This is a genomic window from Paenibacillus sp. OK003 (assembly GCF_900109515.1).
Classification (GTDB): Bacteria; Bacillota; Bacilli; order Paenibacillales; family Paenibacillaceae; genus Paenibacillus; species Paenibacillus marchantiae.
On the sequence record NZ_FOBD01000013.1, the window covers coordinates 17,017 to 32,244 of the forward strand.

Sequence of the window (15,228 nt, forward strand, 5' to 3'; positions counted from 1 at the left end):
GCCAAACTATGAAGACAAGAGATGTTGTTGTGGGTTACATACCTTTCTTTTTAGCATGGTTGCTTTACAGTTCCATGACACCAAATAAATTATTTTTTTGTAAATATGGCGTATATTTCTAAATATTTTCATGCATTCAAGGCTTTATGGCAATATTCTAGATGCGAGAGTTGAGCAGTAAGTTAATAACTCATAATAAACATTATGGTAACGGGATCATTTAAAATCACTACTTTAGGTTGCTCTTATAAATAAAGTATTTTTCTTATCTATTCCCAGCGTGTCTCTGACCATTCGACACAGTACATTGTTCAGTCCGCATTCTACGTAGTGCTCAAATCCAGCCAAGTGCAGGTTCCTCAATGTTTCCGTCCATAAAACCGGCGAATATAAGCTTTTTATTAAATTAGCTTTAATCTCCTCCGCATTTGTCTCTGCCTCACCGGTTACATTCATATAGATTGGAATAACGGGCGCGGCGAATCTGGTTGCCCGTATTTCGTTATGATAAATCTTGGCCGCAGTCTCCATCAGCCCGCTATGAAAGGGACGATTGACCTTAATAGGTATTACTTTTATCCTCAATCCAGCAGCAATTTGTCTAAATGATTCCAACCCATTCATATCGCCCGCTATCGTCACTTGCTTGATTGAATTGTAATTGGATATTTTTACATATCCATTCTGTATCGAGGCGCATATATTCTCACACATCTCGGCCGTTGTGAACACAGCGGCCATACCATAACTATCATCCGTTAGTTCCGATTCCGATATCATGGCAATAATTTTCACAAGCTCGAACGCTTCCTTCACAGTAACAACTTTCGCAGCCACTAGACACGCGTACTCACCAAGCGAGAAGCCTGCTACGGCCTGGAAGGAAACCCCCTTCTTGAGTGCCACTGTAAAGGCGCACAAGTCAATCGTCAGCATACTGGGCAAAGAGTTGATTTCCTTTTCAAAAGATTCTTCTTGCCCGTAAAAACATAATTCCGCCATATCATAGCCCATCACATCTTCAGCTGTTTTGAATATTTGACGGCAGTCTTCATCAAACTCATAAAATTCCTTCCCCATACCGATGTATTGTAAGCCTTGTCCTCCAAAAAGACATGCAGTCTTCCTTGTATCAATCATTAAGAAACCTCCAAATTTTTATAAAACTCGGCCTGTGTCGTATATAATCTGTAATATTCACCTTTCTCCTGTATTAACTGCTCATGACTTCCCAATTCAACCATTTCTCCTCGGCTCATCACTACAATTCTATGACAGAATCGACAACTTGACATTCGATGGGAAATGTAAACGGTTGTTTTATTTTGCGTCAACTCGGAAAAGTTAGAATATATCTCATATTCTGCTTTTGGTGAAAGCATCGCCGTAGGCTCATCCAAAATAACTAAAGGACAATCTCTGAACAGAGCTCGAGCTATAGCCAGCTTTTGCTGCTGCCCCCCAGACAGTTCGATTCCATTCTGATTAAACAAACGTCCTAATTCTGTCTCCAGCTGTTTCGGCAAATTCTCGACGGTTTTGTTCAGATTTAGGCTATTGATAATTTTTGCAATCTCATTATCCTGATACTCTTGATCGAATACAAGATTGTCCAGTAGAGAGAAATTCAATATATTAAAATCTTGGAATACAGCGGTTATATTTTTCATATAGTCATCCAGACTGATGCGATGAATATCGATTCCGTTTAATAAAATGTGACCTCTGGTAGGTTTATAGAACCTTAATAACAATTTGACCAACGTTGTTTTGCCCGCACCATTCTCTCCTACAATCGCTAGTTTCTCGTTGGGGAGTATGGTCAAATTTAAACTTTTGATGGTAAAGTGCTCTTGATTGGGATATTGGAACCACACATCGACAAATTCAATCTCAATCTGATCAGAATTTAATTCGAAATCGGAAATAAAGTCTGTATCCGTGTGGGTTAGCTCGTTGGAAGAAACCGTCTTCAAATAGGTAAAGTAAGTGGACAGATGCATCCCGGCTTTTTGAAGCGATATGATGCAGGCTGAAATACCGAACAAGGCAGCTACAAAAACGCCCAAGCTCGTTATGTATACTACAATTTCCGATACTGAAACAAGACCTCTGTAAGCCAGCCATCCAATGTAAAAATAAACGCCGCCATTTACAAGCACCTGTAGTGTATTTGAAATCATACTCATAAATGTAAAAGCATGAACAGCCTTAGTTACATCTTTTCTCATGTTTTTAAAATAATATTGCATCTTGTCTACGATCCATTGACCTAGCCTATTAATCCTCATTTCCTTGGCATAGGTGAAATCTGTAGATAACTCTTGAAAATATCCAATTCTTCGTCCAATATTGACCAAGGAATGGCTCCACACATTAAATTCTTTGTCAGCAGCTATTGTATTAAGGACCACACTGATAAAATAAGTAACCAGCAGAGCAAAGAAAATATAGGGGCCGAGCATAATGAGAATCGTGATTACACCAATAAACTGAAGCGTATTGGCAACCAGTTGTTTGGAGTCGATAATCGTGTTTTTTAAATCCATAAAATGAGCCTGCCCTGGATAAAAAATCTCCATCGCCTTTTGTCTGTCATCAATAAGTTTTGGCTCTTCAATTTGCTGATAGGATAAACTCATTGTTTTCAAGTTTATTTCTTTTAAAAAGTCAGTTTTGAATAGCAGAATTTTCTTTTGTTCATACGTCCAGAATATGCCGTCCAGAGATCGAAGCACGAGCTCGATCACGCACATAAGCCCTACGAGCAGGAGCGATTGCGTCCATCTCCCCGGCCCAGTCAATTCATCTACGATCCATTTCAGGAAAAGAACGCTGTTAAATGGATGGGCTGCCCTCATTCCTACAATGAGGATACTGTTAAAAACATAGAATTTATCAAGAGCCCATATCTTCTTATACAACAGATAGATATTTCGGAAGTAGATTATTCTCACATTGATTTTCAAAAGTAGTTTCTCCAACATGCTTTCCTCCGTTCATCAAAGCGTAAAGACAATGGATTATACCGTTTCCTTGTAATAACGCGACTGAATTTCATACATGCTGTGATATAAACCATTTTTATTTAATAGTTCACTATGCGTCCCGTACTCCACAATTTCTCCGTCATCCAAAACGCAAATTTTATCGCTGATGGTAGAGCTACTCAGCCGATGAGAGATAAAGATCGTCGTTTTATCCTTTATTATTTTCGAGAACATAATGTACATTTCATTTTCTGCAATTGGTGACAAGCTGGCGCTTGGTTCATCCAGTATCAGAACAGGACTGTTCTTGTGCATCGCTCGGCAGAACACCAATCTCTGTGCTTGTCCCCCCGAAAGCTCCACTCCATCACTCTCAAACTTTCTCGATAGAACGGTTTTCTCCCGATAGGGTAGTGATTGAATTTTTTCCAGAAGATTATTTCGTTCAAGCAACGAATCTACATAGAGATCAGGCTCAATTTGATCTTTGAATGTAATATTTTCATGTACACTAACTGCAAAAATTTTAAAGTCCTGGAACACGCTTGCTAGCGCATTCATATAGCTGTCGTAATCGTAATCCTGTATGTTGATTCCGTTGTAAAGAATCTTTCCCGAAGTTACATCGTAAAGTCGCATCAGAAGTTTTACTAATGTTGTTTTACCCGCTCCATTTTCACCTACGATTACAAGACATTCTCCCGGTTCGATGGACAAATTGATGTTTTTCAGAATCATCCTGGGATCATTGGGATAGTGAAATGAAACATTGATAAACTCGAATTTACCTGGAGCACTACCGGAGTCTATGAAGATATTTTTAGATGTTGCTCTGAGTTCGCTCTTTCGATTCATGAAAACAAAGAAATCATTAACATAATTGCTGATCGTGTACAAATTAACGATATGATCGAACAAATCCCGGAAGCTGACACTGAACTGCCGAATACCGTTCATTAGAACAATAAAATTACCGATGGTTAGTCCTTTGAAGATAACGGAATAGATAAGGATAACGAAAACCCCAATTTCCTGAAGAATATTTACAAAGGTGCTGGTTAACAATCCTTTTCTTTCATTGGTGTTGGTTTTATCAAAGTACGAGAAAAACTCCGCTCTATTTTCATCCCCTTTGCGAGTCACAAAATTTTTCAAGCTGAACAATCGGACTTCTTTTGCAAATCTCAGCTCGGTGGCTAGGTTAATTATGTAACGCCACTTCCTGTCGATCGGTAAGGATTCCCGATGAATGTGATAATTTTTTTTCTGTACCTTTAAACTGATGACCGCATTGATGAGAGCAACTGCCAGTACGATGATGATCATAAGCGGGTTTAACAACGTTGCTAAATAGGTGATAAACACCAATTGTATGATCGCAATAAATATACCGTTTACTGCCGCTAAGTACTTTTCCAGATTATCACCGTTCGCCAAAACAAAGGATGCCCTATTCATCTCTTGAATGATTGATTGGTCTTCCGTACAGTTGTAATCCATATCAATGGATTTCTTGCAGAACATTGCGGTCAGCGGGACGAGAAGCCATTTGGAATAAAGAGTCGTTGAGCTTTTTGTATAAATCTGAACATTTGTTACAACCAAATTAACGACAATCATCACTATGGTGATTTTCAATATGTAAGGTAGTCCGTAACCAAACTGCAGAGCATCCAATAAATACTTAAAGTAGACGATTGTAATAAAAGGGGCGACAGCATTACTGATAATATGCCATAAAGAAACGAATAAATAGATTTTATTGTTTATAAACACCAATTTATACAGGCTTATCAGATTCTTTATAATATTAATCGTCACTCAGCCTCCATTAGCCCCCAGGGAGAGGATGATGCATGTATCTCCTGCATGTCCCCCCTGTAGGCAGATCTCTCATTCGCTACCTTAACTCTTAACGAATGTATCCAACACTTGATTCAAGTTGTCGTTTCTGAAATTCTCTTTTAAATTTGTGACAAGCAAATACAGAATCGTTGACACCTCATCATCACTTAAATGCTTTTTCTTATACGAGGCGGCTACAAGATACTTGTTGTTAAAATTTTTGATCTCTACATCCAAAGCGAATTTTGGAATATTGACAGCATAAGGGATATCCTCGGTTTCTCTGAATTTCTTAAGAGAGTTATCCTCAAAATCCAAATAAAAGAAAAATTCCGGATTCGAGCTTTTGAAATCTTTGATTAGGTGATTATACTGATAGAATTGATTTTTAATTCCTTCGACCGTTGTTTTTGAAACATTTTTAATGTATTCACCCAATAACTGATGGGGCTGGACATCCACCCTTAAAGGAATTAGATTGGTGAAAACACCTATCGCATTTTTGAATTCTGGTAAATATCTGTTTAATACAGGCGTAAGAATTGAGATGTCCTTTCTTTGAGTGAAACTCGAAAGTGCAAGTGCATAAGAAGCCAATAAAATATTGAACATCGTTGTTTTTCTTGATTTGGCAAACTTCAGCAGTGCATCCGTAAGTTCCGTGCTCAATTCAATTGACGTGTGCCCGTAGGTTTTGTCCTCTTCATCTTTGCTCTCAAGAGGATTTGTAAAGTCAAAGCCACCAAGTTTATCTTTCCAATAATCCCCCATTCCCCTATATTCCTCAGAGTTATAAAATGTCTTCTCGAACTCAACATACTTTGAGTAGGGATGCAAAGGAGGAACAATCGCATCTGTACCAAATGCTTCCATATGTTCCTGGAAGATCGTAGTTGAATAGCCGTCAAGCAAAATATGATGAACGTCAAAGAATAATAATTTTCTGTCAGGAGCTTCGAATAGAGTCAGATTAAACAGCGGATATTCATTAAGTTTGAATGTTTTTAAATATTTGGTGTAGTCGATGTCCGCCACCGATGCTACTTGGACACGCTTAATCTCAATGGGCTGTATCGGATTGATGAATTGCACCAATTTTTTGTTTACCGTTTTAAAGGTGGTTCTCAGCATCTCAAACCGATTAAAAAACTTGTTAGCATTAATGACCAATTCCTCATAACTCTCGTTAGATTGGTCCGATATAAAGCCGATATTATAAACATTTTTATTGTGCGAGAACCTGTAGTCTGCATAAATCCGTTCTTGCGGGTTGCTCATATCATGATATTCGGTTACGGCCAGCTCTTCTTTGGGAGAACTTAGCTCTTCCGTTTTTGTCTGTTCCACTTTTTCTGCTTTTTTGACCTGCTCCGCTTTTTCAATGCGGGAAGCAATATATTCCGCGAGAGTTTGTACAGAATCAAATTCAAACAGATCAGCGATCTTTACTATATTTGGGTACAACGTATTTATAGTGGCATGCATTTCGGTCAGCAGGATGGAGTCGCCCCCCATTTCAAAGAAGCCTTCATAAATATCCACTTCGTCGTAACCAAGAATCGTACAGTAGATTTCGCCGATTCTTTCCTCAGTAGACGTGTAAACTCCTTCTACATTCCCTTTCAATTTAAATTCCTTAACAACCGCTGTCGTGACGTTCTCCAGAACTTCCGGCTTTTCTTCCAATTTGATGCGCGATGTCATATATTCAGCAAGGCTATGGACCGAATCAAATTCGAATAAATCAGCGATTTTCACAATATTAGGATGCAGCTTGTTAATGGTGTCATGCATTTCCGTAAGGAGGATCGAGTCGCCTCCCATTTCGAAGAAGCCTTCATAAATATCCACTTCGTCGTATCCAAGAATCGCACAGTAGATTTCGCCGATTCTTTCCTCAACAGGTGTGTAAACCCCCTCTACATTCCCTTTCAGTTTAACTTCCTTAGCAACCGCTGTCGTGACGCTCTCCAGAACATCCGGCTTTTCTTCCGATTTAATACGTGGCGTCATATATTCGGCAAGGCTATGGATCGAATCAAATTCGAATAAATCAGCAATTTTCACAATATTGGGATGCAACTTGTTGATGGTGTCATGCATTTCCGTAAGGAGAATCGAGTCGCCTCCCATTTCGAAGAACCCCTCATAAATATCGGCTTCTTCATATCCCAGAATATCACAATAAATTTTACCGATTTGCCTTTCAAGTAAAGTATATTTGCCCTCTATATTCCCTGTTAAATTCACTTCTTTTTCCACTTTTTGTTCAGAGCTCGTTGCTGGTACAACCGAAGGTCGCGCTAGCACCGCAACCCCGTTAGTCGTTGCAGCAACCTCATTTGTCTGCTTCTCATAAGCTTGCTGAATGATTTTTGCTGTGAAGCCCGGGGCCACCGCATTCCGACTATGCTTCAGCAACGCGATAAGATCAACCTTCTCATTAAATTGGCCAATTATAACTCGCTGCGGTTTGCTTCTGAGCAAATCATTAAGTGCGTTCGTTGCATCCAGATTCGTTATAGCTTTGGTCGTTGTGTCGGCATTTGTGCCTTGTTTGTAGGCCATGCCTGTTTCCTTCCACGCGACCCAGTTCACCGTATACGTATTCCTTCCTTGTGCATTTAAATAATCGGTGTATGAATCCAAAAATGCGTTGGCAGCCATATAGCAGCTTTGCCCTGGTTCACCGCTATCAGTTACATTGGAAGAATGCAATAAGAGAAAGTCCAGTTTATCCTGTTGTGTCAATTTATCCAGATTCCAAGTTCCCAGTATTTTAGGAGCAAAGACGGACAAAAAGCTACTCTTTTCTTTGCGAAGTATGAATCCCGGTTCAATCACGCCGGCACAATGGACGATGCCATTTATTTTATTGTATTTTGCACGCACGGTTGCAAGCATGCCCTGCACATCATCCGCATTACTGATATCACACTTCATAAACTCCAACGTAGATCCGCTCTTCCTGATCTCCTTAAAGTCTTTAATATTTTCCTTGTAGCCATCCTTTTCCTCGTAAGTTCCCCACAACGATTCATCAGGAAATCCACTTCTGCTTAAAAGGATTAAGTTGCATTTAGCCTGCCTGCTGAACAACTTCGCATTTTGAACACCGATGCCCGAAGTCCCACCTGTAATAATGTATGTCCCTCCGGTTACAATACGATTGTTCGTCTCCGGCGCAACGTCTACTGCATCAAATTCCTCAATGTATCCTCTTCCTTGGCGCAAACCAACCAAATACATGCTGTGATCGGTATAGAGCTGATCTATAAGTTGATCGACGGATGTTTCCATATCCGTATCAATGGCTCTACAACTTATATTAGGATTCTCTTGCTCAATGATCTTGCCAAGGCTCAGAACAGTAGCATTGTGAGGCAATATTCGTTGTTCTTGTCCTGAGATCAGATTAACGCTGGATGCCACAAGCACAAGCCTGATATCCTGATCAAGACGAGCCTTGACAACGCCTTTGACCAAATTCACAACGTTAAAAAAGCCATACTCGAGTTCTCCGTACAATTCATCGGCGTCCTTCACATCAACAAGATTACGATATGCACCTACATGGACAATTTTGCCGATAGAATGTTCCGAAAGCTGTGAAAATAATTCCTTGAAGTGATCCACGCTATTCTCTATCCGGTAAGTATCCTCATCTGCTTTGTGGAAGGAATGATGTGCTGCAAAAACATCAATGACCCTTACTCCTCTTTCCTTCAGCCTGTTGGAGAGATCATGCTTACCGCTACTGTCGCTATGGACGACCACACAGACCTCATCGATCTGAGGCAACTTGACGGCAACTTTCTCCTGAGCCACCCATTTCTTATGATGGAAGAAATGATCATACAGACTCTTCACCTTAATAGCCTTCTTGTATTTCACCGGTAACTGATACCATGCATAATGTTTCGCATAAGGATACGTAGGCAGGTTAAGTTTCCGATATGCTTGGTTGTATAAAGCTCGCCAACCGATGTTGGCTCCTCTAATGTAACTTTTTATGGTAGCCAGCAATCCCGCCTCATTTTGTCTATCCGCCAACTCGCAATAATGCTGGGCTTCTTCGGATAGCTTTTGCTGTTCTTTGGAAGTAATCTCATATGGATATTTTTCTTTCTTGCTCTCGGGAACAATTGCGTAATATCCGCTATAGCACCAATCATTTTTAATCTTATTGAATGAGTCATACTGATGTAGTTCGGTCAGCTTGGTTAACAGGTCATGTTGACTATAATAGATAAAGGCAATCCGATGAGAATAATGTTTTCTTCCAATGTTCAAGGTGCAGGTTAAATCCACGAGATCAACATTCTTGTTTTTTAGCAGGTAGGTTCTGTATTCGGAAATCAATTGAAATGCAGCCTGCTCTGTTCTTGCCGATACGGTGAAAATTAACGGCTGTTTGGCGCTGCTCTGATTTCTGCGAACGGAAGCTTTAGGAGCTTCCTCCAGAATCAGGTGCGCATTGGTTCCGCTCATACCAAAACCGCTTATTCCAACAAGTGTCCTCTCACCTTTTGGCTTGAGGGGGGTAACTTTATCCACGACATACAAAGGCGAGCGAATAAAGTCAATATTCGGGTTAGGAACTTGAAAGTGAAGAGTAGGCGGAATAGTTTTGTTTTGGAGCATAAGGATACATTTGAACAATCCACACATCCCAGCAGCTTCGTTGGCATGTCCCAGGTTCGTCTTAACCGATCCAATCCCGCATATTTGCTTATCATCGGTTACGGTTTCAAACGCATGATGAATCCCCTTGATCTCAATAGGATCGCCAAGTTGTGTACCTGTACCGTGCGCTTCAATATAACTAATATCTGTAGCCGTAACTCCAGCATCCGCCCATGCCTTCTGAATGGCCTCCGATTGTGCCAAGTAATTCGGCGCAGCAATGCCGAAGGAGCTGCCATCCTGATTAATAGCACTTCCTTTGATGACGGCATAGATGGAGTCTCCATCCCTTTTTGCTTTCTTCAGCGATTTAAGTAGAACCACTCCTACCCCTTCAGCTATAGCCGCTCCGCTAGCCTGGTCAGAGAAGGTTCGCGTTTTTTCTTCCGGTGATTCGAAGCCGATTCCGCTTCCGTCTGCCAGCGGAATGCCCATGAGGGACGCGCCTCCTGCCAACGCCATATCGCATTTGCCAAAACGAATTTGCTCACATGCCATATGCAATGCTGTTAAGGATGACGAGCATGCTGTGTCTACGACCATACTTGGTCCCTTTAAATCAAATACATACGCAGCTCTGCTCGCAGTCATGCTTACTTGTCCGATTGGCAAAGCATCATTGAAAAGCTTAGGATCAACTTCATATAAAAGCCTGTTGTATGCATTCCCGAGATTAGCGGTATAACCAAGGAATATTCCTGTATTCGTGCCTTTCACACCATCCGCGCCATAGCCGGAATCATCGATTGCAGTGGAGCAGCATTGCAAGAATATACGCAGCACCGGATCAAGCAATGCAGCATCACGAGGTGATATACCAAAAAAAGCATGATCGAATGTATTTACCTCATCAAGGTAACCGCTTTTTCGGAAGCGAATTTGATCTTCACTCATACCACGGAAGAGCAGGTGATTTGTAATATCGACGGATCGTTCCGATGGAATGTCACGGACAACGTTGATGCCATTAATTAGAACGTCCCAATACGTATTCAGATTATTTCCAGCCGGAAGCTCCATTCCGACGCCAATAATGGCAACACCGTCATCATCCATTTCATTCGTTTCATTCGGTTCAGATTCCTCCGAAGCAATCTCTGCTCTGGATACATGAACCTTGCTTTCAGCAGAGTCTACCGTAGCAGCAGTCCTCACAGATGTACTTTCATTTATCGCCAGCACCACCTCTGGACGTTCAGACTCCACAGTACCCATACCTTGCGGAGTTTTATTATGGACATAATCCGCAAGTAAACTGACCGTCGGATATGAAAATAGATCGGTAACTTGCAAAATTCCTGGGAACAATTCATTGAGATCCTTATAAATAATCGATAACAGAATCGAATTGGCACCCAGCTCAAAGAAGTTATGATGGACATTAAGTTCGGTATAACCAAGATTTTTGCAACAGACTTCAATAACCGAACGTTCAATGTTGGCGTAATCTTCATTTTCTTTCACCGGATTGGTTTGGACAGTACCTGTGTTTTCTGTACCTGCCTGCATAGATTGAACAATTTTAGAAGAAAGCTGCATTGGATACGTTTTTAACAGCATGGAGATTTTACTCTGCAAATTTAATCGGGCCACTACGACAGCACCGCTGTTGTTTTGCAGTACTGAAAATAATGCACCGATAGCCTCTCTAGTCTTGATTGCTTGAAATAACGTATCGATTGTGAAATTGGAATTAACAGCCATGCCGATCTCTGACCATGTCGCCCAGTTGACGGTAATGCTTTTGCCCCCAATCGCTTTGTTGCGATAATGGCTATAGCTATCCAAATACATGTTGCCTGCAATATAACCCGGCAAGTCAGCGCTGCTAAAAATGGTGGATATACTCGAGAACATGAGGAAGAAGTCCAGGTTCTGTTCTCTAGTAGCCTTATCCAGTACATATGTTCCAACCAATTTTGGCATCAATATGTTGGTGAAATGCTCTTCATTAAGCTGTTCAAACGTAATCCCTCCGCTAATTCCAGCGCCGTGAACAATCCCGTTAATCTTTCCATGCTTCGTGTTTACAGCTTCAATCAGCGACTTCAACGCCGCAGCGTCTCCAATATCCACCGAATAATACTCCACATGCTCTGCCTTAGCCTTAAGCGACTGCAACCGTTCGATCTTCTCCGCCATAGCACTCTCAGGACTGGTACGCAGGATTGTATCCCATTCCGCTGGGTCTGCCATAGGCGTTCGCCCAACAAGGATTAAAGTAATTTCCTTGGCACGAGCAGTCATTTCCATCGCCGTCTCATAACCAATGCCACCCAATCCGCCGCTAATGAAATAAACACCTTTATTTTTAATAATGATCTGATTGCTGTCTGTTACGACTTTCGCTTCCTGCAGCCCTTCATAGAAACGTTGGTTATTCCGATAAGCAACAATGTCTTTCGGGGCTATTGCACAAATTTCATCTACAACTTTTGTCCATGATGTCTCGGAATCCGTATCTATGCAGCATGAAACAATGTTCTTAAACATCCGGTTAAAGGATTTACACAAACCAAATACAGGTGCGCCATTAGGATTTAAATAAGCTTCTTGTCCTGTAATCTGAAAACAATGATCGAGAATCGGAACTACCTTTATCGTATTCTCGTAATTTGTAAATTCGCGGTACAGGCTGACAATACTCAGTAACTGTATATTATGAGAATGAAGCAATTGATCAGACGACGAATTCTCATGATTGCCAATTAAATCGGTCATCACAATATGGGAGATATCTTTAAATGTGATCTCCCTGTATAGCTGGCCAAAATATTTTTCGATGCCAATCCGCTTGGCTTCTTCAGCATTAACGGATATCTTGTCCACGTTAAAAAAACGCTGCTGCAAACTGTCATATAAGGGTTCAAATGGAGCAGATTGATCGTGAATAAACAAACATCTTCCCAGATTCGAATTCTTTAGAATCGGTTCCGCTTCTAAAAAAGTCCGTTCGTAGAACAGATCGGATGAATCTGAATTAGTAACTGGATCTTCGGAAACAGGAATGCTCTTAGTTGCCGCCGCAGATATAACGGGTTTATCTCCTTTGTGGACGCTCGCATTTCTGTCCAGTTCAAGCGGGATACTTTGCTTCTCCTTTTTTGGCAGCCAGCAACGAGTTGGCTTAAACGGATAGGACGGAAGAGGAATATGTCTCGGTTCGATCCCTTTGTAGAATGATTTCCAATCAAGTTTAGCACCATAACTGTACATATCCGCCAGATACTCAAGATCGGATTTCATTTCATTATTTATGGATCCCGCCGGAGGATTCTCTGCAGCGCTTGCAATATTGCCATTGCAGCATTTTAGAGTTGATCGAATTAGACTGTAGTCTATCTCCTTGGAAGTATTCCCATGATTATAATAGACACCCGAAATATGTCCCCATTCAATCATCTCACTGCATGTCAGTTGATTTAAAGTGTCCGTCAATTGATCCCGATTAGAGAATACGATAGCCAGTCTTTTGTCATAGTGGGTTCTGTATAGATTCGCATTTGCTGCAAAAACACTTGCATCCACATCGGTATTCTCAATGTACTCCTTATATTGCTCGACTAAAGAGACCATACTTTCCGATGATTTAGCTGAAATCGCGAGTATGCCTTGATCAGGCAACTTCACACCACCATACATATTATTTTTATATTCCTGCAAAATGACATGAGAATTTGTACCACTTATACCGAAGGCGCTGATACCGCAAGTCCTCAGTCCATCCTTTTCCCAGTCACGTGTCTGATTGCTTACATAGAAGGGAGAATCACAAAAATCAATCTTTAGATTAGGGATATTGAAGTGGCTTGAACCAGGTATTTTTTTATGTTTAATAGCCGCTAGTGCTTTAATAAACGACGCCACTCCAGCAGCTTCATATAAATGCCCAATATTACTTTTGGAAGAGCTCAATCCGCAGAACTGCTTTTTATCTGTAAATTTCTCGTAGGCACTCGTAAGACCTCGGAATTCAATGGGATCTCCAAGCGCAGTTGCGGTTCCATGCGTCTCAATATAATCGATTTCTTCAGGCGCAATACCCGATGCTTGCAAAGCATCCAGAATAACATTAGCCTGAGCTGCGGGATTGGGAGCAGTTATGCTTGCAGATGTTCCGTCGTTGTTAATTGCACTACCCTTGATTACACCGTAGATATAATCCTTATCTTGCTCTGCTGCCTTTAGTGATTTCAACAGCACAACGGCAGACCCTTCACCTATTGCCGCTCCAGAGGCTGTATTATCAAAGGTGCGAGTTTTGTTGTCGTCTGTTTCGAAACCAACATTCATATCATCATACGCGATAGGGAATGAATGTAGCCTTATACCACCTGCTATTGCCATAGAGCATGTTCCATTTTTGATACTGGTGCATGCATCATGAATTGCCACCAAAGAGGAGGAACAAGCCGAATCAATAACCATAGTAGGTCCTCTCAAATTCAGTAAATATGATGCACGGGAAGGCACCATACATGGCATATTGCCAACATTCGAATATTTGATTAATTCGGGATTAGTATGAAAAATATTAGTTGAATAGTTATCTTTGGATGAGCCTGGGGTATAACCGATAAAAATGCCGGTTTGGGACCCGTTCAGCATCTCCGACGTATAGCCAGCATCATCGAATGCATGAAAAATAGTTTGTAGCAGAATTCGTTGTATCGGGTCCATGACCTGGGCTTCAATAGGCGGGAGCTTAAAAAATTCATAGTCGAACTTATCTAGACTTTCTACATATCCTGCCTTATTGTACGAGACCTTTCCATTGTGATTTGGCATCATTAACGAATAGATATGAGAAAACTCTTCCAGATCAACCTGACGACCTTGCGGCAAATCTCGGATAAGATCAATATTGTTCTCAAAAACCCCCCAGTATTCATCCAGAGTACTTGTACCAGCTATTTGCATTCCTATGCCAATAACGGCGATGTCATCTTCTTTATAAGTCGAATGATCCATATGGCTCTTACTCATGGCATGCCCCCGCTTTCTTTATATTTTCGTAATGTCACATTAATGACATTTGCCGTTTTTAACGGTTCTTCCGTAGGGAAGAAGTGTGAACCTTTCATTTTCACAAAGGCAATGCTTTTCCCCGCAGAAAGCTTCCATTTATAAATATCTTCATCCTCTATATCTGGCTCTTTGTCACTCCATAATACAGTGATATCGGAATAAATAGTCCGGAGACTACTGGTTCCAACACTTTGGATCAAACGAAAATCTGTAAGCAATACGTTCATATGATAGTCGAGCATAGATGGATTATTCAAAATGATCTCATTAAATCCGCCCATTCCCAGAAATCTTCTTTTGCTTTCCTTCTCGTTTTCCAAGTCATATTGGGCTTTTTCATTATGATGATAAGGTGGCCAACGACTTGAAAAAAACAGATGTGCAGGAGGCTCATACCCTTCCTCCAAGAGACGAAAGTATAGAAAATATAACAACATTCCTCCCATACTGTGTCCATATAAGGCATATGTTTCATCCGGATGCAAACTGTTTTTTACAGACTGTAAAAGATCATTCACAATATCTTCTACATTGTCACATAACGGTTCACGAAATCTGGGCATATGACCTGGCAAATCAAGAGGAATGAACTCAATATGATCATGCAGATGTTTTTTCCATGCATTATAAGGAATTGTTGAACCCCCAGCATGTGGAATACAAAATAATTTCATAATGA

Annotated in this window: 5 protein-coding genes; all 5 read right to left on the minus strand. The window is 40.9% G+C overall.

The features are described from left to right. Positions 1-234: 234 nt before the first annotated feature. The 5 genes from BMW94_RS20010 to BMW94_RS20030 all read right to left on the minus strand — a co-directional run bounded on the left by BMW94_RS20010 (position 235) and on the right by BMW94_RS20030 (position 15,223). The gene (locus BMW94_RS20010; protein ID WP_091000718.1) at positions 235-1,140 is read right to left on the minus strand and encodes an ACP S-malonyltransferase; all 906 of its coding nucleotides are present in this window, start codon (positions 1,138-1,140) and stop codon (positions 235-237) included. After that, positions 1,140-2,987 carry an ABC transporter ATP-binding protein gene (locus BMW94_RS20015; RefSeq protein WP_091000719.1) on the minus strand — a complete coding sequence of 616 codons (1,848 nt, stop codon included), beginning with the start codon at positions 2,985-2,987 and terminating at the stop codon, positions 1,140-1,142. The genes BMW94_RS20010 and BMW94_RS20015 overlap by 1 nt, the downstream gene beginning before the upstream one ends. 36 nt (positions 2,988-3,023) lie before the next feature. After that, entirely contained in the window at positions 3,024-4,811 is a 1,788-nt protein-coding gene (locus tag BMW94_RS20020) for an ABC transporter ATP-binding protein (protein ID WP_091000720.1), read from the minus strand. 84 nt (positions 4,812-4,895) lie between these two features. Continuing rightward, positions 4,896-14,507, minus strand: coding sequence for an SDR family NAD(P)-dependent oxidoreductase (locus tag BMW94_RS20025; protein ID WP_091000721.1), 9,612 nt, complete (start codon positions 14,505-14,507; stop codon positions 4,896-4,898). Then, positions 14,504-15,223: a thioesterase II family protein gene (locus tag BMW94_RS20030; RefSeq protein ID WP_091000722.1), complete on the minus strand. Its 720-nt coding sequence runs from the start codon at positions 15,221-15,223 to the stop codon at positions 14,504-14,506. Before BMW94_RS20030 ends, BMW94_RS20025 begins: the two co-directional genes overlap by 4 nt. Positions 15,224-15,228 lie beyond the last annotated feature (5 nt).

Bases quoted from the DNA above. Each gene is read 5' to 3' on its own strand.
- BMW94_RS20010 (WP_091000718.1), bottom strand. From the start codon at position 1,140: ATGATTGATACAAGGAAGACTGCATGTCTTTTTGGAGGACAAGGCTTA.
- BMW94_RS20015 (WP_091000719.1), bottom strand. From the start codon at position 2,987: ATGTTGGAGAAACTACTTTTGAAAATCAATGTGAGAATAATCTACTTC.
- BMW94_RS20025 (WP_091000721.1), bottom strand. From the start codon at position 14,507: ATGAGTAAGAGCCATATGGATCATTCGACTTATAAAGAAGATGACATC.
- BMW94_RS20030 (WP_091000722.1), bottom strand. From the start codon at position 15,223: ATGAAATTATTTTGTATTCCACATGCTGGGGGTTCAACAATTCCTTAT.